We start from the raw sequence: 24,572 nt of genomic DNA on the forward strand, positions 1-24,572 counted from the left end.
GGCCCCTCCTCCTACTGGAACCGAGACGGGATGAGGTGCTGGGTCGTCGAGATCCCGAGCACCCGCTGCTGCCGCGAGAGGTTGTAGGTCCGGTCGTGCTGGAGGTACTCGACGAGGAAGAGCCTGGCCATATCCCCGCGCTTGAAGAAGGTCCGGATCTTCAGTCCCACCTTCGCCGAGACGAGCGCCTTGTCCTTGGCAACGCCTTCGATGACGACCGGCTCGTAGCCCATCCTCGCGAAGTGCGTGGCCACGGCGTCCTTGAGCCGGTACGGGGTGGGGTCGCCGATGTTGAACGGGCCCGACGCCGAGGGCACATCGAGACAGGCGAGCGCCGCCCGCACGACATTGTCGACATGGGTCAGGGTGATCTTCTGACGGCCGCCGCCCGGCAGCCGCAGCACTCCCCGCTTCGCACTGTCGCGGAGGAAGGGCATGAGCATCGTCTCGCCCGGACCGTAGACCGCTGCCGGCCGCAGGATCGCGGCATCGGGGCGGATCCGGGCCACGAGCTGTTCGGCAAGGGCATGGGTACGCGAGTAGGCATCGCCGAAGTCCTGGGGGTCCTTCGGTCCGGCCTCTTCCCACAGGTCGGAGTGGGGAGCGGTCGAGGAGTACACCGTCGTCGATGACAGGTGGACGATCCGAGCCTTCGGGAAGGCGTCGAGGACGTTCCTCGTCCCGGTCACCCGGACCGCATAGAGATCGTCGTCAGCGGCGCTGATCGAGGCGATGCCGGCACAGTGGAAGACGGCGGTGGCCTTCGCGGCCAGGGACTGCACGGGCGCCGGTGCGGGCTGCGTGATGTCCCAGTGCTGGTAGTTCACGCCGGGCAGCTCGGGGTCGCGTCGGCACAGTGCGTAGACCGTCTCACCGCGCTCGGCCAGCGCACGCGCGATGGCACCGCCGATGAAGCCGCTGGCTCCGGTCACAATCACCGCCACGTCGATTCCTCCCTCATCCGTCTGCTCCGAACCTCACCACGCTCATCAACCTCGGTGCTGCCAGTGCGGTTCCCGTTTGCCCAGGAACGCATCGATGCCCTCCTGCGCATCGGCGGCGATCGCGTTCTCCGCCATCACCTGAGACATCCGCTCATAGGCCTCGGCCAGGGGCAGCTCACGCTGTTCGTAGAACGCCGCCTTGCCTATGGCAACTGTAGCCGACGAGGCGGACGCGACCGTGCGCGCCAGCTCCAGGGTCGCGGACTCGAGCTCCTCGTCGGCCACGAGGTCGGAGATGAGACCGAAGCCGAGGGCATCCTCGGCGGAGAGGAACTCACCGGTCAGCAGCATCCGCATCGCCGTCTTCGCCGGCACCGCGCGGGAGAGGGCGACCATCGGCGTCGAGCAGAACAGGCCGATCTTCACCCCGGGAGTGGCGAACCGTGCCGAACGGGCCGCCACCGCGAGATCGCATCCGGCCACCAGCTGACAGCCCGCCGCCGTGGCCACCCCTTGAACCTCGGCGATGACCGGCTGCGGGATCGCCTGAATGGTCTGCATCAGCTCGGCACAGGCGGCGAACGTCGCCTGCTGGGTCTCGAGATCCGCACCGCGGATCTCCTTGAGGTCATGACCGGAACTGAACACGTGCCCCGCGGTCCGCAGGATCACTGCGCGCACATCGGTCCGCCGCCCCACCTCGGTGAGGGTGTCACTGAGCTCTGCCATCACGGACCGCGACAGCGCATTGCGGGTTTCGGGCTCGTTGATCGTCACGGACGCGACGCCGTCGTCGTCGAGGAGTGAGAATACAATTGAGTCGGACATAATCACATTCTGCCAAAGTTCGACTCGACCGATGCGGACGCTGTGCCCGAATCCCGCTGCTGCGAAGGCTGCGCAGGCAGTCTCGGTCAGGTGGGGCCGGAGGGCCAGACGCGAGGGAGAGACGCATGACCACGCTGCTCATGATCATCGGCTTCGGTGCCGCAACCTCGGTGGTGGTCGGACTCGGTCAGAAGCTCAAACTCCCCTGGCCGGCGCTCATGGTCCTCATCGGCATCGCCGGTGCCTTCATCCCCACCTTCGCCGAGATCACGATCGAGCCCGAACTCATCCTCCCCCTCTTCCTGCCGCCGCTGCTCTTCGCGGCCGCGCAGAAGACATCATGGGCGCTGTTCTCGATCCGCTGGCGCACGATCCTCGGCATGGCCGTGGCCCTGGTCGGCGTGACCGTGGCCGCCGTGGCCGGATCGGCCCTGTTCCTCATCCCGGGGATCTCGATCGCCGCAGCCATCGCGCTCGGTGCGATGCTCGCCCCACCCGACCCCGTGGCCGTCGACGCGGTCGCCGGCACCGTCTCGATTCCCCGCCGGATCATGTCGACACTGCAGTCCGAAGGCCTGTTCAACGACGCCGCCTCCCTCGTCATCTTCCAGACCGCGATGGCAGCGGCGATGGCCGGCACCGAGGTGGACTTCGGTGAGCTCGCCGTGTCCTTCGTCATCTCCGCCGTGGTCGCGATCCTCATCGGGCTCGCCGTCGTCTTCGTCGTGTGGTGGGTGATGGAGAAGATCGACCACACCATCGCCCGCTCCTCGCTCATGCTCATGCTGCCCTTCGGGGTCTACCTCATCGCCGAGCACTTCCACGCCAGCGGCGTCATCGCCGTCGTCGTCGCCGCCCTCGAGGTCCGCCGCCGCGACGTCGAGGGCAACTCGGCCGAACGCGTCACGCAGGCCTCGACCTGGCAGGTCCTCGAGATGCTCATCACCGGGATCGCCTTCGGGCTCATCGGCCTCGACCTGCGCATGGTCGTCGAATCCGAGCACGCCGATCTCGGCCGGGCAGTCCTCGTCGGCCTGGCGATCGCGGCCGTGATCATCGCCGTGCGCTTCGGCTGGCTGCTGCTGGGCACTCTCATCGAACGCAGGCGCACGCACGAGGATCCCGATGCGGCGCCGCTCAACCTCCGCGATGCCACGCTGATGACCTGGGGCGGGATGCGGGGGCTGGCGACGATCGCCCTGGCGCTGTCGATTCCGGCGACCACCGACACCGGCGAGCCCTTCCCCGGCCGGTCCTACATCCTCGTCGCGGCCGCCGTGATCCTCCTCGTCACACTCGTACTCGCGGGGCTGACCTTCCCGGCCGTCGTCGACGGACTCGGCATCGACGACGAGGCGGAGAAGGAGCGGGCGGCGACGAAGGCGATCGCGATGCGCGCCTACAAGGCGGCCCTGCACCAGATCAAGACCGATGACTCCCTCCCCGACGAGGTCGCCGAACCCCTGCGCGCGAGGTTCAAGATGCTCTACACCCAGCTGCTGGGCACCTCGGATGACCAGGCCAGCTCCGATCAGGCCGCTGCCTTCCGGGAGAACCGCGAACAGATGCTGCAGGTGCAGAAGCGGGCGATGCAGACGGCCCGCGCCGAGGTGCTCAAGGCCAGACGTGAGAGAGGAACCGACCCGGAGGTCGCCGACAAGGTGCTGCGCCGCTTCGACCTCCAGTCCGTGCTCGTACTCTGAGGCTCGAGCGGCGGCCCGCGGGCCGTTTCCTGACGCGCGACCGCGGCTGGGATTGCGGGCTGGGCCCGTGAGATTTTCCTTCCCTAAACAAAGTTGAGTGGAATAGACTCAACTCTGCAGATGTTGAACTCTTCGAGAGCTATTTCAGAACACTTTTGAAGGAGTTGCGTATGGACGCACAGATGACAACCAAGTCACGGGAGGCGCTGCAGACGGCGATCAACGACGCCGTCGCACGCCGAAACAATCAGATCGAACCGGCCCACCTCGTCGCGGCCCTGCTCCAGCAGCAGGACTCGCTGGCCGCGAGCCTGCTGACGAAGGTCGGTGCCGACCCCCGGGCCGTGCTGACCGCCTTTGAGGCCGTCATCGGAGGCCTGCCCACCGTCAGCGGTTCGACCGTGTCTCAGCCGAGCCTGTCCCGGGCCGGCCTCGAGATGATGAACCTCGCGCAGGAGGAGATGACCGCACTCGGCGATCAGTTCGTCTCCACCGAGCACCTGCTGCTCGCCGCTGCCGCCGGACAGGAGGGCGCCGGCAATGCTCTGCGCTCTGCCGGTGCCACCCGCGACGCCCTGCTTGCGGCCCTGCCGGATCTGCGCGGCGGCAAGCAGGTCACCTCGGAGAATCCCGAGGAGACGATGCAGTCGCTGGAGAAGTTCGGCATCGACCTCACCGCCACCGCCCGCGAGGGCAAGCTCGATCCGGTCATCGGCCGCGACAAGGAGGTGCGCCGGGTCGTTCAGGTGCTCTCGCGCCGGACGAAGAACAACCCCGTCCTCATCGGTGAGCCCGGCGTCGGCAAGACCGCCGTCGTCGAAGGCCTCGCCCAGCGGATCGTCGCCGGCGACGTGCCCGAGTCGCTGCGGGACAAGACCCTGATCAGCCTCGACCTCTCCGCAATGGTCGCGGGTGCGAAGTACCGGGGCGAATTCGAGGAGCGGCTCAAGGCCGTGCTCGAGGAGATCAAGAACGCCGACGGGCAGATCATCACCTTCATCGACGAGCTGCACACCATCGTCGGGGCGGGTGCCGGCGGCGATTCCTCGATGGATGCCGGAAACATGCTCAAGCCGATGCTCGCCCGCGGTGAGCTGCGGATGATCGGGGCGACGACCCTCGACGAGTACCGCGAGAACATCGAGAAGGACCCCGCCCTCGAACGCCGCTTCCAGCAGGTGTTCGTCGATGAGCCGAGCGTCGAGGACACGATCGCGATCCTCCGCGGACTCAAGGAGCGCTACGAGGCCCACCACAAGGTCTCGATCAACGACGGCGCCCTGGTCGCCGCGGCCACCATGTCCAATCGCTACATCACCGGACGGCAGCTGCCCGACAAGGCCATCGACCTCGTCGACGAGGCGGCCAGCCGGCTGCGGATGGAGATCGACTCGGCCCCGGTCGAGATCGACGAGCTCCGCCGTGCCGTCGACCGCCTGAAGATGGAGGACATGGCGCTGGCGAAGGAGACGGATTCGGCCTCGGTCGAGCGCCTCGGCGCCCTGCGTGCCGACCTGGCCGACAAGGAGGAGGAGCTGCGCGGGCTTGAGGCGACCTGGGAATCCCAGCGAGCCGGCCTCAACCGCGTCGGCGAGCTGAAGACGAAACTCGACGAGCTGCGCTCCCAGGCCGACCGGGCCCAGCGCGATACGGATCTCGAGACGGCCTCCCGGCTGCTTTACGGGGAGATCCCCGCCGTGCAGAAGGAGATCGCCGAGGCCGAAGCCGAGGAGGCTCAGGCCGAGGCCGGGCAGGCTGGCGATCCGATGGTCTCCGACAAGGTCTCGAGCAATGACATCGCCGAGGTGGTCTCCTCCTGGACGGGCATCCCCGCGGGTCGGCTCATGCAGGGTGAGATCGAGAAGCTCCTCGGGGCGGAGAACGTGCTCGGACAGCGGCTGATCGGTCAGAAGGACGCGGTCGCCGCGGTCTCCGATGCCATCCGCCGTTCGCGGGCCGGCGTCGCCGATCCGGATCGGCCGACCGGCTCGTTCCTCTTCCTCGGACCCACCGGCGTGGGCAAGACGGAGCTCGCGAAGTCACTCGCGGACTTTCTCTTCGACGATGAGAAGGCCCTGATCAGGATCGATATGAGCGAGTACGGTGAGAAGCACACGGTGTCCCGTCTCGTCGGCGCCCCTCCCGGCTACGTCGGCTACGACGAAGGCGGTCAGCTCACCGAGGCGGTGCGCCGCCGCCCCTACTCCGTAGTTCTGCTCGACGAGGTGGAGAAGGCCCATCCGTCTGTCTTCGACATCCTGCTGCAGGTCCTCGATGACGGTCGGCTCACCGACGGTCAGGGACGCACGGTCGACTTCAGGAACACCATCCTGATCCTGACCTCGAACCTCGGTTCGCAGTTCCTCGTCGACAGGTCGCTGTCAGAGACCGAGCGGCGCGAGAAGGTCATGGGCGTCGTCCATTCGACCTTCAAGCCCGAGTTCCTCAACCGCCTCGACGACATCGTCCTCTTCGATGCGCTGAGCACCGAAGAGCTGTCATCGATCGTCGACCTCCAGATCCAGCGGCTCTCGCAGCGGCTGGCCGAACGGCGGATCTCGATCGATGTCACCGATGCGGCCGAGGACTGGCTGGCCCTCGAGGGCTACGATCCGGCCTACGGTGCCAGGCCGCTGCGCAGGCTGGTCCAGCGCCAGATCGGCGACAAGCTAGCCCGCGCACTGCTGGCCGGTGACGTCGAGGACGGCGACACCGTCATCGTCGATCTCCCCGACGACCCCGAGGCGAGCGGTCTGGAGTTGCGCCCCAAGCGGTGATGCGGCGCCGCCGGCGGTGATGCGGCAAGAGCTCGGTCTGCGTACACCAGGCCTGTCTGCAGACAGGTCTCTGGTCCGCAGACCGAGCTCTTTGCATGCGCGCCGCTTCAGGTCTTCGCCGTGTCCTTCCGCGGCGTTGTCGTCGTCCACCAACGGTGAAGGAACGCGCTGAGTTTGGCGAAGCTGCGGTCACGGATGAAGATCGCATCAACGGCGATCATCGTCAGCGAGAACCACGGCAGACCCATCAGCAGCGCGATTCCCAAGTGGAACGAGAGGATGCCGAGCAGCCCGATGATGCGCGTGTAGCGGTTGAAGAGCATGAACGGGAACGCGCATTGGAAGAGCACCGATCCCCATGAGATCGCCACGACCGCCGGACCCCACGCTGTGACGAGGTCGGAGAGGACGGGCCAGGTCCCGAACTGCTGCGTGTGCAGGGGGTTGTAGACGGCGAAGCCGTGCTGCCAGGCATTGCCGCCGGCCTTGTAGAGACCGCCTGACATGTAGATCGCGCAGACCTGGAAGGCGAGCACCACGATCGCGAGGTTGTTGGCCATGATCAGCGCCCACCGCCACTGGCCGCCGTCGGTGTCAGGGAAGTCGGCGTTGCGTCGGCGCCTGCGCGCATCGAGTGACCAGCGTCTGGTCGTGTCCGCGAAGAGCAGGGCGATCATGAACATCCGGTAGGCGTTGTCGCCCTGATCGCCGGCCCCGTCGTTGAGCTCGATGAAGCTGACCCACAGAACCAGATAGAACGGCAGGATGATCCGGGTGTGCCAGCCCAGAGTGATGACCACGGCGAGGGCGGCCAGGGCGAGCATCATCACCGTGAACAGCGGCGGGGTCGTCACCACACGGTGGAAGAGGGAGAAGAGCCAGATGTTCGGGAAGTCGCTCTGCGGCTCCGCGATCTCCCCGCTCCAGGCGTTGCCCACACCGAAGGTGTAGTGCCTGGCGTTGAAGTTCGTGAGGATGAGGCCAAGCCCCGTGATGCCGATGAGGATCCGCGTCACCGCCAGACCGTAGGTCGCGTGATAGCGGCCGGTGAGCATCTCCTCAAGCCAGTTCCAGCCGCGCGCGATGTTCGTGCGCACCTGGGTCGTGATCGGCAGGCGCTCCTCCGCCGAGGCGGCCGCGGACTCGCGCGTCGGTTCGGCGTTGCACGGGCGCTCGGTGGTCTCGCGCTGCGGTTCGCGGCTCTCGGTCCGCGTCGTCTCGTCACTGCTCACCGACGCACCTCACTTCATCCGAGGCGCAGAAGTACTTCGCGAATTCCTCATCCGACTGCTGGTCCTCTGTCACCAGTGCCCTCCATCCGACGGGAACCGGCTGGATCTTCGGTCGCTCGGCGGACTTGTCGTTGCGTTCGGAGAAGGGGACGACGTTCTGCCGGGCCGCCTGATACTGCACGCGCTGCACGTCATCGCCCCAGATCGCCTTGGCGACCTGGGTGGCATAGGCCGTGGCGGTGTGTTCGCTGTCCAGATAAGAGCTCACAGTGTTCTTCGGGTCCTCGTACTCATCGAGCTTCGTCTTGAGCCGCTCGGCCGAATCGTCGCCCTTGAAGTAGTCGAGCTTGACGATCGCCTTCTGATCATCGGGCAGGTCCTCCCACTCGCCCTTGAGGTCGGAGGCCACACCGACACCCAGACCCGCCGAGCGAGGAGGGAAGAGCTTGTAGGTCGAGTGGTCGAGTTCGACATCGGTGGCTCGCACCCATTCGGTGATCTCCTCACCGTTGTCGGTCGAGATCACCGCACGGACATCGAAGTAGTAGTCGCCGTTGATCGGCTCGGGGGCGAAGACGCTCCAGGACTGACCCCACATCGGAATCATGTACTTCGAGAGCAGGTCGCCGGGAATCACCTCCCGCAGCGTCGAGGACGGGGCGATCCACAGAAAGCTCGCGAAGAGGTGGAAGCCCGTGATCGCCATGGCGATGACCATGAGCGTCCGCTTGATCATCGGCCGGGGCCGCGACTTCACCTCAGTCGTCTTGTTGTCCATCTCAGTTCCAGAATCCTATCGGCCGATACGACGGTGGCGCCCGCCCGACCGAGCAGAGGCTCAACATTCTCTCGGTAAGTCAGGCGATGACACTCAGACTCTAGGGTACTTCAGCTGAAGCAAGGACGCCCTCATCATCTGCTGATCGTCGCCGACACCGTCCACCGGGCCTCGGGCACCGCCCGCCGGGACGCACATCCCGGGCACCTGACCACAGGGCACGGGCCCCAACTCATTCCTCCCCGCGCAGCCACGCTTTGACCGTCTCGGTGCTCTCCCCCAGCGTCGGCGGGGCCAGGTCATAGCTGACCGGGGTCTCGGACAGGCCGATCGGGTTGGCCACCGTCGGGATCACCCGGCCCCCGGCCCCCGCCTCGGCGACGGGATCGAGACCCAAGGACGAGGCGAGGTCCACGCCCTGGGCGATCGTGTTGATCGGCGCGCAGGGCAGTCCCGCCTCGGTGAGGATGTCGAACCATTCCTGGTTCGTACGCATACTCAGGGCGGCGATGAGCGCGGGCTCGAGCTCGGCACGGTTGACGTTGCGGTCGGCGAAGTTCGCGAAGCGCTCGTCGGCCGCCCATTCGGGATGACCGAGCACCTCGGCGAGCTTCTTGAACTGGTTGTCGTTGCCGACGGCGATGATGATCTGGCCCTGCGCGGTGGGCATCGGCTGGTACGGGTAGAGGCTCGGGTGGGCGTTGCCCATCGCCTGCGGCACGACCCCGCCGGCCACATAGGCCGAAGTCTGATTCGCCAGGCCGGAGAGCGCCGAGGACAGCAGATTCGTCTCCACGTGCTGGCCGATGCCGGTGTCCTTGCGGTGGGCGAGCGCGGCGAGGATGCCCACCGTCGTGTGCAGTCCGGTGAACACGTCGACGACAGCGACACCGGCCTTGACCGGGCCCGATTCCTCGGAACCGGTGACACTCATGAACCCCGAGAGCCCCTGGATGAGCAGGTCGTAGCCGGGTTGCGGGTTGTTCGGGCCGAACCCGGTCACCGAGGCATAGACGATGCCCGGGTTGCCTGCCTTGACCGTGTCGTAGTCGAGGCCGTACTTCGCCAGTCCCCCGGCCTTGAAGTTCTCCACGAGGATGTCGGCCCGACGCGCGAGCTCCTGGGCGGCGGCGAGGTCGTCAGCGTCCTTGAAGTCGAGGACGACGGAGTGCTTGTTCCGGTTCGCCGTGAGGAAATAGGTCGCATCATCGTCTCGCCGAGGCGGGGCCCAGTGCCGCGTGTCATCGCCGGTGCGGCCCTCGACCTTGATCACCGTGGCGCCGAGGTCGGCGAGCATCATCGTCGCGTAGGGGCCGGCCAGCACTCGAGAGAAGTCGGCGACGACCACGCCCGCCAGAGGGCCGGTTCCTGCGCGCCCGAAAGCGTCCTGCTGATCCTCGTGCTCCACCTGCTGCCTCCTTCGGCGCCGTCGTCGACCGACCTGTGAAATGTCGGATCGTGCTCTCCGGCCAGACTATACGGTCACTCGAGTCGGATTCTCACGGGATCGGTGGGTCGCCCGGTGCGGGTACCGGCGAATCCTGCCGTCCGCCTCTCGCCCTCATGTCGTCCGGCTCTCGCCCTCCAGAACCGCGCGGTCGCCTGCGAAATCCGTCGTCCCGCGCGGCACTGTGCTGGTTAGACTCGGAGGACAAACACCGTTCGAGGCCCGAGCGCAGCGAACCCGAACCGGAACGGTCGTGCCTGCCGATACCGGATGCGCCTCGGCGGGTGGGATTCGAACCCCGCCCGGGCCGAGCACCGACGACACACGAGAAGGAAGAACGATGACGTTTCACATGCCTGCGGAGACAGCCGCTCAGGATCGGATCTGGATGGCGTTCCCGTCTTCGGGCTATGCGCTCGGCGATACCGAAGCCGACGCCGAGGCAGCCCGCGCCACCTGGGCGGCTGTGGCCCGTGCCACCAGCGAGTTCACCCCGGTGACCGTCGTCGTCGCAAGCGAGCAGACCGAGCACGCCCGGCGCCACCTCGGCGCGGGGATCACGCACCCGATCACGATCGTCAACGCCGAACTCGATGATGCGTGGATGCGCGATATCGGGCCGAGCTTCGTTTTCGACGATGCCGGTCAGCTGCGGGCGGTGGACTGGGTGTTCAACGGCTGGGGCGCACAGGAGTGGGCGAAATGGGACCACGATGAGCACATCGGCCGTTTCGTCGCCGAACTCGCCGAGGTGCCCGTCATCGACTCCTCACTGCGCAACGAAGGCGGCGGCTTCCACGTCGACGGCCGCGGAACGGTGCTCGCGACCCGCAGCGTGCAGCTCGACCAGGGTCGGAATCCGGGACTGACCGAGGCGGACGTCGAGGCTGAATTCGCGCGCACGCTCGGTGCTCGGAAGGTCATCTGGCTCGACCGGGGTCTGCACCGGGACAACCAGACCTTCGGCACCCGCGGGCACGTCGACATCGTCGCCGCCATGCCGAGCCCCGGTGTCGTGCTCGTCCACGATCAGCGCAATCCCGAACACCCCGACTTCGAATTCAGCCGTGCGGTCAAGGACCAGTTCGCCCGCGAGACCACGGCCGATGGGCAGCCTTTCGAGGTCGTGCCGATTCCCGCCCCCGAGGCGCTCACCGACGAGGAGGGGTGGGTCGACTACTCCTACGTCAATCACCTGGTCACCAACGACGGGGTCATCGCCTGCACCTTCGACGATCCGGCCGACGCCGAGGCGATCGCGGTGCTCGAGAGCGTCTACCCGGGGCGGAAGGTCGTCGGGGTCGACGCGCGTGAGCTCTTCGCCCGCGGCGGAGGCATCCACTGCATCACTCAGCAGCAGCCGAGCCTCGAATGACCGCCATGCTCTGTGAAGTTTTCTTTCACCGACACGGGATGCGCAGTATAAGCTGGTGAATCAGGACACTGTGCCGATGCGCTGATCAACTCGGTCACCGGATCGTGGCACGCATCCTTTTGGAAGCAGTCACGGCAAGCTGAGAAGGAGAGCAGAAAGATGAAGAAGAGATTGATTCTCCTGGCTGGTCTGGGAGTCGGATTCATCCTCGGATCACGCACAGGGCGCCAGAGCTACGAACGACTCAAGGCCCAGGCTCAGGATCTCTGGACCGACCCGCGCGTGCAGGACACGGTCGAGAAGGCCAACCAGTCGATCCGCGAGAAGTCCCCGGCCGTCGCCGATGCTGTCCAGGACACCGTTGAGAAGGTCAATGCCGCTGCCACCGGCGTCGATTCCTCGGTCTCGGAGTTTGACGGCGATGAGGACGGCTCCGCAAGCACCTCCGGCGGTCCCGGCTCCGCATCGACGTCATCCTCGAACGCGCCGTCCACGGGCGCGGCATCGCCTGGCGCGAATGCCGCCTCGACCGGGGCAGGCGCGTCCGCGTCGAGCACCGGTTCGGCGAAGTCGGGCTCAGGCTCGGCGAAGTCGGCCTCGTCCTCGACCGGCTCGAACGCTGCGAAGTCGAGCTCGAGCAAGTCCTCGGTACCCAAACCCAGCGAGGTCAAGCACGACCCGCACGCGGCCGGGGCGGCCAAGTCTCAGGACACCCTCGCCGATCCCGAGCGCAGTCTCGACGATGAGGGACCCGCAGGAGTCTCCAGCGAAGACTGAACCCTCCAACGAGAGCTGAACCCTCAGCGAGAGCTGAACCCTCCACAGTGGGCTGAGCACCACTCGCGAGACTGAACACTCACGCCCACCAGCGTGATGACGAGCGGCGGAACCGACTTTCGGTTCCGCCGCTCGCCTGTCTCCGCCTGCCGCAGGGACATAAACACACAAGAGTGACACAACGCACCGGAGGAACGCTCTGATATGTCACTCTCGGTGAAGGATGCGCCGACCGCGCAAGCCGAGTCGACCGCGCAAGCCGAACCGACCCCGCCGATCCCGCCACCTGACTAGAGCAGTGAGCTCGTCAGGCGGGCCACGTTCTCCACGTATTTGTGCAGCAGCGGCCTCTCGGCCCAGCGCTCACCGTCGAGTTCGACGGAATTCGGCGCATAGCGACGGGCCTCGAGGTCGTACATGCGCTGGGTGAACTCCTTGTCGACGATGAACATCGTGACCTCCATGTTCATCGCGAACGACCGTTCGTCCATGTTCGAAGAGCCGATGATCGAGACCTCGTCGTCGATCATGAGGAACTTCGAGTGCAACACCGTCGGCGCGTGGTACAGGAAGATCCGCACACCGGCCCGGACCAGTTCGTTGTAGTAGGACTGCTGTGCCCGCTGCGTCAGCCAGTGGTCGCTCGTCTCTCCGACGTAGAGGCGGACGTCCACGCCGGACCGGGCCTCCGTGGTCAGCGCGTGCAGCAGCGACTCATCGGGCACGAAGTACGGTGAGCACACGACCACGGTCCGGTTCGCGTTGTAGATCAGGTGATTGAACAGGCGCAGATTGTTCTCATCCTCGAAGCCCGGCCCCGAGGGCACCACCTGCGCCTGGATGCCGCCCGATGAGGGAGCCTTGAGAGCGAGCTCGGAGGACTCATCGAGGAACTCATTCGTCTCCGAGTACCAGTCGGTGACGAACACGGCATCGAGCTCCTCAACCACAGGTCCCGTGCACTCGAGGGAGAGATCCATCCATTGGAAGCCCTTCCGCAGGTTGCGGCGCTTGTTGTAGGAGCGGTCGATGATGTTCTGCGACCCGGTGAAGGCGACCGTGCCGTCGACGACGAGGATCTTGCGATGGTTGCGCAGATCGGGACGCTGGTACTCGCCCCGCCACGGTCGGATCGGCAGGGCCCGGCGCCAGGGCACACCGGAGGAGTCGAGCCGTTTGATCAGCTCGGAATATCCCGGATAGCCCAGTGATCCGACATGGTCGATGAGGATCCGCACACTGACGCCGCGCGCGTGGGCGGCCAGCAGCGATTCGAGCAGCCGCCTCGTCGTGTCATCGATGGCGACGATGTAGAACTCGAAGTGCACGTACTTCTCGGCCCGATCGACGGCATCGGCCATCGCCTCCATGCACTCGTGGTTGTCCACATGCAGGTGGAGGTCATTGCCGTGCGTCATCGGCAGCGCACCGAGGTCGAAGTTGAGCTGGGCCGCCGTGCTCAGCGGCTCGGGCATATGGTCCGAGTCGCCGATGATCGCCTGATCGTGGATCTGATCGCGGATGATGTCGTTGATCAGCGTCTGCTTCTCCCGCCGCCGCTTCGGCAGCTTCGACGAACCGAGCAGGATGAATGCGGCGACCCCGACATAGGGGATGAGGAAGATCGCGAGCAGCCAGCCGAGGGCGACCGAAGGCCTGCGGTTGTGGGGGATCCAGCCGAGCGCGACGATGCGGATGATCAGATCGAGACCCACCAGTGTGACGATCAACCAGCTCGGCCACGCCTGATCGATCGTGAGGAAGGGATAGATCTCCACGCCGCTCACTCTCGTCCGCTCTGTCTATGTCGCATCTGTCTCGGGCCGGCTCCGACCACTCCGGCCCGATCCCCTCGGAACCTGGGACCGGGGCCGGTCGCTCCGGGCTCGATCCCGGTGGCTCGACCACCTCGGCGAGAGCTTGCTCCCCTGAAATGATGGGTCAGAATTTCACCTGCCCACCATCGTATCCTGCCCGTTCAGCCCGGGTGACGGCTCACCCCGGATCCCCAACTCACCACGTAGGGCAGGCATACTGGAGGGTGACCTCAAGACGCAAGCGAAGGTGCTGATCGTGATTCGAGACATCTCCCCCGAGGGCTCCGACCCGAGCGACCGCGCGGATGCCGCGGATCGCACGCAGGTGGCCGATCCGGCGGCCGTGCCGGTCCGCCCCGCCGTCAGCGTGCTCATGCTCCGCGACTCGACCGCCGGGATCGAGGTCTTCGTCCAGCACCGGGTGTCGACGATGGACTTCGCCGCCGGCGTCGTCGTCTTCCCCGGCGGCCGCGTCGATCCGATCGATGAGCGCACGGCGCCGGGGATCGAGGTCCCCGATCCTGCGGTGCACCGCGATGCGTGGGCGAAGTCGACCATCGCCGAGGTGGCCGAGGGGTGGCGGATCCTGCTGGCGACCGCGGTGCGCGAGGTCGAGGAGGAGACGGGTGCTGTCCTCGATCCGGCGGGGCTGAAGCCCTGGGCCAATTGGGTGACCCCGGTGGGCCGGCCGAAGCGCTTCGACACCTACTTCTACACGGTCTCGGCCGAGGCGGTGGAGTCTGCCCACCACCAGACGACCGAGGCGCACACGAGCGAATGGCGCTCGGTCCACGACATCCTCGCCGCCGAGGACGCCGGCGAACTCAAGCTGATGCGCCCGACCTTCGTGCTGCTTCGCGAACTCGCCGGATTCGCCTCTGTCGCCGAGGTCATCCGGGGCGGTCGCGCGATCGATCCGACCCGGCCGGAATTCCCCTCGAACCGCGGGGCCTGACCGGGTCGCGGGGCCCGATTCCTCCGGAGTTCCGGAGATCTCCACCCGAACGCGTTGTTCAGCCCCGCGGCTTCGAGCTCAGCCCTTCGAGCGGTCGCGCATGGCCGCCAGGCGCTCGGCGACCACGGCCTTCTGCTCTGCGGTGCCGAGCAGTGAGGCGAGCGCCTCCTGTTCGGCGTCGAGGCCGACGCTGAACTCGGCGTCATAGGACAGGTCGACGAGCCGCTTGGACCAGACGAGAGCTGAGCGCGAACGCCCGGCGATCTGCGCGGCGAGCTCAAGGGCGCGTGCCACCGGATCCTCGGCAAGCTCTTCCACGAGGCCGATCCGCTCGGCGGTCGCGGCATCGACGGCATCGCCGGTGACGATGAGCTTCTTCGCCATCGCCGGGCCGACGAGCCGCGGCAGCAGCTGGGTGCCGCACATATCGGGGATGATGCCCCATTTGATCTCCATCAGCGACAGCTGGGCGTCATGGCCGGCGATGCGCATATCGGCACCGAGCGCGATCTGCATTCCCCCGCCCAGCGCGGCCCCGCGGATCGCAGCGATGACGGGCACCTCGACCAGCGACCAGACGTGCACGGCTTTCTGCGCAAGGGCGCGGGCCGACCCGAGCCGGGACCCGACATCGACGGCAGTCTCCGAGGAACCGGTCGCGGCCCCCGCCTCGGCGATCCTTGCCATCTCCGTGAAGTCGAGGCCTGCGCTGAACGCCCGTCCGCGCCCGGACAGAACCACGGCCCTGACCTCAGACGCGTCCTTCACCGCCAGCCCCACCTCGACGAGGTCTTCGAAGACCTCCCCGGTCAGCGAATTGAGCTTCTCCGCTCGGTCGATCTCGACGTGGGCGACGCCCGAGTCGATGGAGTAGACGACGGTCGAATGCGCGGCAGTGGGCATGAAGCTCCTTCGTGGTCTGGATGCAGCCGCCGACAGCGACCGGATCACCCTCGGCGACTGAACGACTGATCAGTTGCGTTTTCTGAAGCCTAGCCGAGCACCGCTCAGGGTCAAGACCAGCACCGCGAACAGCGCGGTCGCGCACATGGCGACGACGCCGGGCCACGCGAAGTCGGTGAACAGGACCGCCGAGAGCCAGGCGCCGAGGCTCGTGCCCAGATAGTAGACGGTGAGGTAGACGGCCGCCGAGCGCGTCGAGTCGACCCCGGGACGGGCGGCACTGGCCGCGGCGGAGGCTCCTGTGTGGCCGAGGAAGAAGCCGCCGGTCAGCAGCGCCATGCCGAGGATGATCACGACGAGGGAGTCGACGAGCGTCAGCCCGGCCCCGAGCAGCGCCGTGGCCATGCCGATCAGCGTCAGACGAGTGCGCGAGAACTTCGTGGCCAACCGCCCGTAATAGGTGGTGACGACGGTGCCGACGAGGTAGATGAGGAAGAACAGCGCGACCGCGCCCTCGCTCAGTTGCCAGGGTTCGCGCTGCAGGCGGGAGCCGAGCATCGTGAAGGATCCGCCGAAGACGATCATGCACAGGAAGCCGGTGAGGTAGATCCGCCACAGTCCCCCGCGCAACGGGAGGATCGCCCGCCGAGGCGGGCCCGCAGCGTCCGCGGGATCCGCAACGTCTCCGGGATTCGCAGCGTCCGCGGGATCCGCAGCATGCAGGGCTCCGTCGTCGTTCGCGGTGCCCCGTTCGGTCTCGTGCGCGTCTCTGCTCTTCGCCGTGGCGAAGACATCGTGGCGGAGCAGCCAGACGACGATGAATCCGAAGAGCAGGGAGACGGCCCCGGTGACGGCGAGCCCGCCGTGCCAGCCGAGCAGCTCGGCGGCCAGCCCGGTGAGCAGTCGCGAGGCGAGTCCGCCGATGGTGTTTCCGGCGATGTAGACCCCGATCGCGCCGGGCAGCGCGGCCGAAGGCAGACGCAGCGAGAGGTAGGCCATGGCCGTGGCCGGCACCGAGGCGATGGCCGCGCCCTGGAGGAAGCGGACGGTGATGAGCAGTTCGGGACTCGGCATGAAGGGCAGGATGAGCGCGAGGATCGCGGCGAGGATCACTCCTCCGGCGATCTGCCGGGCGTGGCCGATGCGGGAGGCGAGCATCGAGAAGGGGATGAGGAAGACGGCCATGGCCACGTTCGTCGCCGACACCGTCAGGCTCGCCGTCGGCGCATCGATGCCGTAGGCGTCACGGATGGCCGGCAGGAGCCCCTGCGTCTCGTAGAGGACGAGGAAGACCGCGACTCCGGCGAGGAAGACTGCAGCGACTGTGCGCCGAGTGCTCGTCGGACTCGGCTCACCTGTGCTCATGAAGGCAACGCTATGCCCGCCGAGGTGATCGTCCCAAACCATTCCGCCCTGCGGATGCTGTGACAGTGCGCACAGCAAGACGAATGATGGGGAAAACCCCAATGCGCACGGCTTCAGCGGCTTCTTAGGCTGGACTCAGGTCCCCACCAGCCGTCCGTCCCCGGCTCCTCCTGATTCGAGATTCCGACGCACCGCAGGATTCGAATCACGGAGAGCAGCGATGATTGAAAGAGAACCGCCACGATGTCCGTGATCTCGCCTCCCGAGCTCTCCCCTCCCCCACAGTGCCCGGACCCGGCTGCCGCAACGCCGCGCAACCGCTCCTTCCTCCTCACCTGGATGCTCTCCCTGCTGGCAGGATTCCTCGGCGCCGACCGCTTCTTCACCGGCCGGTGGGTCACTGGCGTCCTCAAGCTGATCAGCCTCGGCGGGTTCGGGATCTGGTGGATCGCCGACCTCGTCATCGTCATGGCCGGCGGGCTCCGCGTCGGCCGGGCTCCCCTGCGCGGGTATGACGCGGGCAAGGAGATCGCCTGGATCACGACCGGGTTCCTCATCATCATCGGCTACTCCCTGCAGGTCGATGACCGCATCGTCGCCCTGCTCACGCAGCTGTTCTGAGTCTCGCTTCTCCTCCTGGCCTCGACCGCCACCCAGCTCGACCCTCAGCCGAAGCCCCACCTCGGCGGGCCTGCCGTTTGCGGACTATTAGCCCGACCTTTCCTGAAATCCGCCGCGAGCAGGTCTAGGCTCACGAATAAGACGGTTCAAGGAGGCACGATGAAACGGCAATTCCCCATTGTCCGACTGGTCACCGGAGATTCTCCGGGCAAGCAGATCGCCCAGTTGGCGGCTACGGCATCGGCGCTCGGCCTCGGTGCGCTGGCCGCCTGGGACATGACTCAGAAGAAGCATTCGATCCTGCGCAACTACCCGATCGCCGGTCACGCCCGGTTCCTGCTCGAGTCGATCCGACCGGAGATCCAGCAGTACTTCATCGAACGCAACTGGGACGGCCGCCCCTTCAGCCGCGACACCCGGACGACGATCTACGAGCGGGCCAAGGGAGTCCACTCCGAGCACGCCTTCGGCACCGAACACGACGTCGACCGCACCGGCTACGAGGCGCTCATGCATTCGGCGGTGCCCATCGCCAACGCCCCGACCCCGCCGCGGGTGCGCATCGGCGGCGAGGAATGCACCCAGCCCTATGACATCGCACTGCTCAATGTCTCCGCGATGAGCTTCGGATCGCTGAGCGACAACGCCATCCGCTCCCTCAACAAGGGTGCGGCGATGGGCGGGTTCGCCCACGACACCGGCGAGGGATCGATCTCGCCCTATCACCGCGAATTCGGCGGTGACCTCATCTGGGAACTCGGCACCGGCTACTTCGGGGCGCGCACCCCCGAGGGCGACTTCGACCCCGACGTGTTCGCCGAGAAGGCCAAGGATCCGCAGGTCAAGATGGTCTCCCTCAAGCTCTCCCAGGGCGCTAAGCCCGGCATCGGCGGTGTCCTGCCCGGACCCAAGGTGACCGAGGAGATCGCCGAGATCCGCGGCATCCCCGTCGGCAAGACCTGCATCAGCCCACCCGGACACAGCGTGTTCTCGACCCCGATCGAGCTGCTCGAGTTCATCCGCCGCATGCGCGAGCTCTCCGGCGGCAAACCTGCCGGCTTCAAGCTCTGCCTGGGCTCACGCACGGAGTTCCTCTCGATCGTCAAGGCCATGGTCGAGACCGAGATCCTGCCCGACTTCATCATCGTCGACGGCTCCGAGGGCGGCACCGGCGCGGCTCCGATCGAATTCGAGGACCATGTCGGCCTGCCGCTGACCCAGGGCCTGATGATCGTGCACAACGCGCTCGTCGGCGCGGGGCTGCGGAAGAAGATCAAGATCGGGGCCTCGGGCAAGATCGCCAGCGGCTCCGACATCGTCAAACGCCTCATCCAGGGCGCCGACTTCACGAACTCGGCGCGAGCGATGATGATGGCCGTCGGCTGCATCCAGGCCCAGGCCTGCCACACCGGCAAGTGCCCTGTGGGCGTTGCCACTCAGAATCCCCGGCGAGCGCGTGCGGTCGACGTCCCGGACAAGTCCACCCGGGTGAAGAACTACCAGGAAGCCACCGTCGCCGAGGCGGTCCGGCTGATGGCATCGATGGGTGCGGCTCACCCGGACGACCTCGAGCCGACGATGCTGCGGCGCAATGTCTCCGCATCGGAATCGTGGTCCTATGCCCGCCTCTACGAGTGGCTCACACCGGGGCAGCTGCTCAATGGTGCTCCCGATGATTGGGCGGCCGACTGGCAGACCGCTCGTGCCGACTCGTTCACGATTCCCCGCGGACACAGCCGCTGAGCGGCCGGCTCTGGGCGGCCGGCTCCGAGTGGCCGCGCGCCGGGATCGGAGTGGCTGCGCGCCGGGACCGGAGTGGCTGCGCGCCGGGACCGGAGTGGCTGCGGCCCACCCGGGCCCGCTGAGCGCCACCCACCGAACCGATTCACACTGGAGGCATCATGACCACCCTCGTCTTGCTCCACTCCGCGCTCGGGCGCAATGCCGGCATCGACGCCCTCGCCGAGAAGTTCACGGCGGCCGGGCACACCGTCCACACTCCCGACTTCTACGAAGGCCGGACCTTCACTACCGCCGAGGCGGGTGTCGGTCACGCCGAGGAGATCGGGTTCTCGAGGCTCGTCGACCGGGTGGCCGCGGCATGCGCGGGGTTGCCCGGGGAGTTGGTCTTCGCAGGCCTCTCGCTGGGCGCCGGGATCGCGCAGCAGATGGGCAAGAACGACCCTCGGGCCCGCGGGGCGCTGCTGCTCCACGGCGGGGGATTCCCGAAGCCGACGCGCTGGCAGTCCCAGGTCCCGGTGCAGATCCACTTCGCCGTCGACGACGAGTGGCGCGATCACGGCACTGCGGAGTTCCTCTTGGAATCGGCCGCCCGGGCGGGCGCTCAGGCCGAGCATCTTCTCTACCCCGGCGCGACCCACCTGTTCAGCGACGAGACCTCCCCCGACCACGTCCCCGAGCACGCCGAGCTTCTCCTCGCCCGCGCCCTGGAGTTCCTCGACCGGGCATAAGAGCCGCATCGCGATGGTCAGTCGCAGTCCTTTCGCTGCGGGCCGCCCCACCAGACCGCGCATCGCCGAAAGCAGACCTCAGCGTCGAGAGCTGACTTCCTGAAGTCGACTTTCGACGCTGCGGTCTGCGCTCGGCGTTGCCGCCGGCGCTCGGTCATCGGTACTGCACCCACCACTCGGCGCTTTTGTCACTTCGGCACAGTCAACCTCTATTCTTTAAGCTCCTTTTATTAACTTTTGATTTCGTTTGCTTGCGTTAGATGCGTTTCAATGTAACTATATTCGAATGGCTCGTGTATATACGAAGCAGGAACTGATCCGACTAGGGTTGACGGAGAAAGATGTCCGCAACGCCCTTCGGTGTTGCCTTAGGCGAGTGCGCCGGGGATTCTTCGCCCCTGTCCGCCCATGCGACTCACCCGCCCACGCATCTCTTCATCCACACACCCCAACACAGCCTGCAGACTATCCACACACCTACGGGGACATCCGGGACCACAGCGAAAAGCTGAAACTGCTGATCAGATCCCGACTGCCCGATCTCCAGCCGACCGATGCGTTCTCCCACATCTCGGCCGCCCTGCTCCACGGCATTCAGCCTCCCTATCCTGCGACCGAACAGGTCGAGTTCACTCGAATTGGCTATCACGCGAACTTTCCCGAACTGCGCATCTATGACCGGGCACTCACGCGATCCGACCGGGTGAGGGTCGGAGAGTTCCTCGTCACCGACCTCGCCCGCACGCTCGCCGATCTCGCGCATGACTATCCCCTAGAGATCTCGGTGCCGATGATCTCGGAGGCTCTGCACTGGAGAAGGGTCGGCAGATCGGAACTGGACGATCATCTGAGCAGCCGACGACGAGGCAGCCGAACGGCCAGATCAGCCTTCGACCTCGCAGATTCCCGTCATGAGTCACAGGGAGAATCGCTGTGTGCCGTCAAGTTCCACCGACTCGGCATCCGCGGAATGGTTCCACAGGTCGATGTCTACGATCGAGCGGGCTCCTTCATCGGCCGGGCCGACTTCCGGCATGAAGACCTGCCGCTGATCGCCGAATTCCATGGCCTGGGCAAGTACTATCTCAACGCCGATGGGCCGGATAGAGCCAGCAAAGACAATCACAAGCGTCACATGAAGCTGACCAACGCCGGCTACACCGTCTTCAATCTGGTGTGGGCCGATCTGTTTCGCGACGAGCTCTTCGTCGCAATCAAGCAGCGCATCGCCGAAAGCGGACCGCAGCATCGAGAGCGGGGTTCATGAAGCCTGCCCTCGACACCGCGGTCTGCTTTCGGCATCACGGCCATCGCCCCGGAGCTAAGGTTGCCGCCCGGGGCAATACTGGAAGCCGGTGCCGCCTCAGCCCATGACGAGGCCGTTGTCGACGACGAGGTTCTGGCCGGTGACCGCCCGGGAGGCTGGGGAGGCGAAGAACACCACCGCCGAGGCGAACTCCTCCGGAGTGGTCACGTGCCCCAGCGCGCTCGCCTCGGCAATCTGGTCGAAGACCTCCTCGGGTGTCGCCGAGGAGGCATCCGTGGTCCGCAGCAATCCGCCCGAGACCATGTTCACGCGCACCCCGGCATACCCGAGATCCTTGGCGAAGGTCCTGGTCAGAGACAGCAGTGCGGCTTTCGCCGCGGTGTAGTCGTGGTAGGGCACGACCGGGTTCTGGACGAGGTTCGAGCCGATGTTGATCACCCGTCCGGAGCCGATCTCACGGAACCCGCTCATCGCCGCCTGCACCGTATTCAGCGCCGCACCCACAGCTCCCTGGAACTGATCGGCGAAGTCCGAGTAGTCGATCTCATCGGCCGGCTGCCGATCGCCGCCGTTGAAGGAGAAGTCGATCAGCGCGTTGTTGACCACGGTCGAAACCGGTGCCCCGAATTCGGCGGCTGCGGTCTCGAACATCGTATCGACCGCGCGGGAGTCGGTGACATCGGCCTCAACGGCGAGGGCACGCCCGCCGCGAGCGCGGACCGCCTCGGCGAGCTCCTCTGCAGAGTCGGCAGAGTACCGGTAATTGATGACGAGAGCGGAGCCCTCGTGGGCGAAGGCCTTGGCGATCGAGGAGCCCAGGCCGCGCCCGGCTCCGGTGACGAGGACGATCTGCTGGTCGAGGGGCATGGCGGCGGTCGTGAAGGCCTGGGCGTTGCTCATCGCGATTCTCCTTCGAATGCTCGGCGTCTCCTCACCCTACCCGCCACGGTCCGACTGCGGCGTCGGCCGCGGCCCGAGTGCGGCCTCGGGCCGCGGAAAACGCACCGGCGAGGTGAATACCGGGCCGATCATCCATAGACTGAAGAGACGACCACTATTGTCCATCCCCAGAAAGTTCCCCCTATGAACGAGATCGGCGCAGCCATCTCCATCGGCGTACTCGCAGCAATCGTCGTCCTCGTCGTCTATCTCATCGGCGCGAAGATCGGTCGCTGGCAGCCGGCGCCCCGCTCACCCCAGGGCGGGCCCGGTCAGCAGGGACGCTATCCCCAGCAGCCCTACGGACAGGGCCAGCAGCACCCCCAAGGCCAGTACACCCAGGGTCAGTACACCCAGCCGACCCGGGCCTACGGCAACGAGGACGAAACCCGCGTCCTGCCCGCGAACGCAGGCTACGAGACTCGCCACGGCGCCGCGGAGGGCTACGACGACGCCGAGCCCCGCGCCACGAAGGCGGAACTGGCCCGCAACATCGGCCACTCCGGCCAATTGGTCGAAGCGAACCGGAGGGCGGCCACGGCCTCGAACGGCGACACTCTCGCCGTCTTCACCTACATCTTCGGTGCCGCACTCATCGCGGTCATCGCGTTCGTCTTCTTCAACAATCTGATCCTGCCCGCGACGATCGGCGCCCTCACCGGCGCGATCGTCTGTGTGGCCCTGGCCGCGACCTTCTCCCTGAAGGAACTCGACTTCTGGCCCGACAATGCCACGATCACGATCATCAACCTCCTCGTCGCCCTCGCGGCGTCGATCAGCATGTACATCGGCGCCGAGCGGACCGAACGCGACGGCTTCAGCCTCAACGGGATCACCGACTCCTTCGACCCGCTGCCCTTCAGCGAGGGGTTCTCCGCCTTCGCCATGGCCATCGGCGATCGGGTCGTCGACTTCTTCAAGGACTACGGCTTCCTCGGCTTCGTCTTCCTGCTGCTCATGGGCGTCGGCTGCATCATCGTCTTCACCCTGGCCGCGAAGTCCCTCATCGACGTCATGGACTGGCGCATCTTCGCCCAGTTCGGCCACTTTGTCACCGACCGTCCGATGGCCCATTCGCGGGCCGTTCGCTACCAGTCCTCGAAGGTCTCGCACACGGTCACGTCGATCATCCTCGGCATCATCGCGATTCTCTGCTCCACCGGAATGCTCTACGATGCATTCACATGGTTCACCCGCTGATGACTCCTCGCTGAGAACCGACTCAGCAAGGGAGAGATAGGATAGTCTCCGGACTTCCCCCGTCGTGGCGCGCCCCGCGTGTGTCGCAGCGGCCCTGCAGACTTCGACGAACTACCCGAAAAGGGATGAGTACCTCAATTGGCGAATGGCAACGCAACATTTCGGCACTCGAACGTGGCGCTTCTCGGCCTGACCGAGATCGAAGCCCCGAACCGAGTGACGTCGCAGGAATTCGACGAACGCCTCGCCGATACCCTTTCATCCCTCCACCTGCCCCAGGGTCTGCTGCAGCGGGTGGCCGGAGTCGAAGCGCGCCGCAACTGGGATCAGCCGAACCAATTCGTCGACGGTGCGATCGCCGCCGGCAAGCAGGCCCTCGACGAGGCGGAGGTGTCCCCCGCCTCGATCGGACTGATGGTCAACACCTCGGTGACCCGTGAGCACCTGGAACCGTCCGTGGCCGTCGGCGTCCACGCCGGAATCGGACTCGGTCCGCAGGCGATGAACTTCGACATCGCCAACGCCTGCCTCGGCTTCGTCAACGGCATGACCCTGGCCGCGAACATGATCGACGCCGGACAGATCGACTACGCCCTCGTCGTCGCCGGCGAGGATGCCTCCCGAGTGCAGGAGGCGACCCTGCGCCGCCTCAACCGTCCGGAGATCACCCGCGAGGAGTACCTCAACGAATTCGCCTCCCTCACCCTGGGCTCGGGGGCGGCCGCCGCGGTCCTCGGTCCGGCCGACAGACATCCCGAAGGCCACCGCATCCTCGGCGGCATCACCCGGGCGGCGACCGAGCACCATGCACTGTGCGTCGGCGACCACAACGGCATGTTCACCGATGCCAAAGGCCTGCTCGCCGGCGGCATGGAACTCGTGGTCGCGGCCTGGGAGGAAGCCCACGCTACCGGCTGGGACTGGCGTGAGATGGACCGCTACGTCCTGCATCAGGTCTCCGATGTGCACACGAATTCGATCACGAAGGCCGCGAACCTCGATCCCGACCGGATCCCCGTGACCTACCCCGAGCTCGGCAATGTCGGACCCGCGTCCCTGCCGATCACCCTGTCCCGCGAGGCCGAATCCCTCAAGCCCGGCGACCGCATCCTGTGCATGGGCGTCGGCTCCGGCCTAAACACCGCCATGACCGAAATCGAGTGGTAGAAGAGT

The 24,572-nt window shown here is 66.4% G+C and carries 21 protein-coding genes; 11 read left to right on the plus strand and 10 right to left on the minus strand.

Annotation, left to right across the window (positions count from 1 at the left end):
* Positions 1-11 precede the first annotated feature (11 nt).
* Both CV023_RS12805 and CV023_RS12810 read right to left on the minus strand, forming a co-directional pair.
* The gene (locus tag CV023_RS12805; RefSeq protein WP_230746175.1) at positions 12-944 is read right to left on the minus strand and encodes an NAD-dependent epimerase/dehydratase family protein; all 933 of its coding nucleotides are present in this window, start codon (positions 942-944) and stop codon (positions 12-14) included.
* A gap of 45 nt (positions 945-989) precedes the next feature.
* Positions 990-1,772, minus strand: coding sequence for an enoyl-CoA hydratase (locus tag CV023_RS12810; RefSeq protein WP_230746177.1), 783 nt, complete (start codon positions 1,770-1,772; stop codon positions 990-992).
* Positions 1,773-1,897: 125 nt separating this feature from the next.
* On the opposite strand from CV023_RS12810, the gene CV023_RS12815 reads away from it, so the two are divergent.
* A complete protein-coding gene (locus tag CV023_RS12815; RefSeq protein ID WP_230746179.1) occupies positions 1,898-3,475 on the plus strand; it encodes a Na+/H+ antiporter in 1,578 nt (525 codons plus the stop codon).
* Between the two features lie 170 nt (positions 3,476-3,645).
* A complete protein-coding gene (gene clpB / locus CV023_RS12820) occupies positions 3,646-6,252 on the plus strand; it encodes an ATP-dependent chaperone ClpB (RefSeq protein ID WP_230746181.1) in 2,607 nt (868 codons plus the stop codon).
* Between the two features lie 107 nt (positions 6,253-6,359).
* Here clpB and CV023_RS12825 read toward each other — a convergent pair whose 3' ends face one another.
* The 3 genes from CV023_RS12825 to CV023_RS12835 form a co-directional block, all read right to left on the minus strand.
* A complete protein-coding gene (locus tag CV023_RS12825; RefSeq protein WP_230746183.1) occupies positions 6,360-7,484 on the minus strand; it encodes an HTTM domain-containing protein in 1,125 nt (374 codons plus the stop codon).
* Positions 7,474-8,262 carry a DUF5819 family protein gene (locus tag CV023_RS12830; protein WP_230746185.1) on the minus strand — a complete coding sequence of 263 codons (789 nt, stop codon included), beginning with the start codon at positions 8,260-8,262 and terminating at the stop codon, positions 7,474-7,476. Before CV023_RS12830 ends, CV023_RS12825 begins: the two co-directional genes overlap by 11 nt.
* Before the next feature lie 232 nt (positions 8,263-8,494).
* Positions 8,495-9,670 carry a CaiB/BaiF CoA transferase family protein gene (locus CV023_RS12835; protein WP_230746186.1) on the minus strand — a complete coding sequence of 392 codons (1,176 nt, stop codon included), beginning with the start codon at positions 9,668-9,670 and terminating at the stop codon, positions 8,495-8,497.
* 379 nt (positions 9,671-10,049) lie between these two features.
* Here CV023_RS12835 and CV023_RS12840 point away from each other — a divergent pair, with 379 nt between their 5' ends.
* Together CV023_RS12840 and CV023_RS12845 are read left to right on the plus strand one after the other, a co-directional pair.
* Entirely contained in the window at positions 10,050-11,084 is a 1,035-nt protein-coding gene (locus CV023_RS12840; protein WP_230746187.1) for an agmatine deiminase family protein, read from the plus strand.
* Between the two features lie 159 nt (positions 11,085-11,243).
* Positions 11,244-11,861, plus strand: a complete 618-nt coding sequence (locus tag CV023_RS12845; RefSeq protein ID WP_230746188.1) for a hypothetical protein — start codon at positions 11,244-11,246, stop codon at positions 11,859-11,861.
* Positions 11,862-12,151: 290 nt separating this feature from the next.
* Here CV023_RS12845 and cls read toward each other — a convergent pair whose 3' ends face one another.
* Complete coding sequence (gene cls, locus CV023_RS12850) at positions 12,152-13,639, minus strand: cardiolipin synthase (RefSeq protein ID WP_230746189.1); 1,488 nt, start codon at positions 13,637-13,639, stop codon at positions 12,152-12,154.
* A gap of 295 nt (positions 13,640-13,934) precedes the next feature.
* On the opposite strand from cls, the gene CV023_RS12855 reads away from it, so the two are divergent.
* Positions 13,935-14,633, plus strand: a complete 699-nt coding sequence (locus tag CV023_RS12855) for an NUDIX hydrolase (protein ID WP_230746190.1) — start codon at positions 13,935-13,937, stop codon at positions 14,631-14,633.
* 78 nt (positions 14,634-14,711) lie between these two features.
* Here CV023_RS12855 and CV023_RS12860 read toward each other — a convergent pair whose 3' ends face one another.
* A complete protein-coding gene (locus CV023_RS12860; RefSeq protein WP_230746191.1) occupies positions 14,712-15,536 on the minus strand; it encodes an enoyl-CoA hydratase-related protein in 825 nt (274 codons plus the stop codon).
* A 69-nt stretch (positions 15,537-15,605) separates the two neighbouring features.
* Positions 15,606-16,901 carry an MFS transporter gene (locus CV023_RS12865; RefSeq protein WP_230746192.1) on the minus strand — a complete coding sequence of 432 codons (1,296 nt, stop codon included), beginning with the start codon at positions 16,899-16,901 and terminating at the stop codon, positions 15,606-15,608.
* A gap of 243 nt (positions 16,902-17,144) precedes the next feature.
* Here CV023_RS12865 and CV023_RS12870 point away from each other — a divergent pair, with 243 nt between their 5' ends.
* The 3 genes from CV023_RS12870 to CV023_RS12880 all read left to right on the plus strand — a co-directional run bounded on the left by CV023_RS12870 (position 17,145) and on the right by CV023_RS12880 (position 19,993).
* Complete coding sequence (locus CV023_RS12870; protein WP_230746194.1) at positions 17,145-17,522, plus strand: TM2 domain-containing protein; 378 nt, start codon at positions 17,145-17,147, stop codon at positions 17,520-17,522.
* A gap of 159 nt (positions 17,523-17,681) precedes the next feature.
* Positions 17,682-19,265 (plus strand): FMN-binding glutamate synthase family protein, encoded by a 1,584-nt coding sequence (locus tag CV023_RS12875; protein WP_230746197.1) that lies wholly within the window; start codon positions 17,682-17,684, stop codon positions 19,263-19,265.
* A 158-nt stretch (positions 19,266-19,423) separates the two neighbouring features.
* A complete protein-coding gene (locus CV023_RS12880) occupies positions 19,424-19,993 on the plus strand; it encodes a dienelactone hydrolase family protein (protein WP_230746198.1) in 570 nt (189 codons plus the stop codon).
* A 415-nt stretch (positions 19,994-20,408) separates the two neighbouring features.
* Here CV023_RS12880 and CV023_RS12885 read toward each other — a convergent pair whose 3' ends face one another.
* Positions 20,409-20,756 carry a hypothetical protein gene (locus tag CV023_RS12885; protein ID WP_230746199.1) on the minus strand — a complete coding sequence of 116 codons (348 nt, stop codon included), beginning with the start codon at positions 20,754-20,756 and terminating at the stop codon, positions 20,409-20,411.
* A 207-nt stretch (positions 20,757-20,963) separates the two neighbouring features.
* Between CV023_RS12885 and CV023_RS12890 the strand changes: the two genes are divergently transcribed.
* A complete protein-coding gene (locus CV023_RS12890) occupies positions 20,964-21,260 on the plus strand; it encodes a hypothetical protein (RefSeq protein WP_230746200.1) in 297 nt (98 codons plus the stop codon).
* Between the two features lie 96 nt (positions 21,261-21,356).
* Here CV023_RS12890 and CV023_RS12895 read toward each other — a convergent pair whose 3' ends face one another.
* Entirely contained in the window at positions 21,357-22,160 is an 804-nt protein-coding gene (locus CV023_RS12895) for a 3-oxoacyl-ACP reductase (protein ID WP_230746201.1), read from the minus strand.
* A gap of 183 nt (positions 22,161-22,343) precedes the next feature.
* On the opposite strand from CV023_RS12895, the gene CV023_RS12900 reads away from it, so the two are divergent.
* Positions 22,344-23,399, plus strand: a complete 1,056-nt coding sequence (locus CV023_RS12900) for a hypothetical protein (protein WP_230746202.1) — start codon at positions 22,344-22,346, stop codon at positions 23,397-23,399.
* A 138-nt stretch (positions 23,400-23,537) separates the two neighbouring features.
* Positions 23,538-24,566 carry a 3-oxoacyl-ACP synthase III gene (locus CV023_RS12905; RefSeq protein ID WP_230746203.1) on the plus strand — a complete coding sequence of 343 codons (1,029 nt, stop codon included), beginning with the start codon at positions 23,538-23,540 and terminating at the stop codon, positions 24,564-24,566.
* Positions 24,567-24,572: the final 6 nt, after the last annotated feature.

It is taken from the genome of Brevibacterium sp. CCUG 69071 (assembly GCF_021023135.1).
In the GTDB taxonomy this organism is placed as follows: Bacteria; Actinomycetota; Actinomycetes; order Actinomycetales; family Brevibacteriaceae; genus Brevibacterium.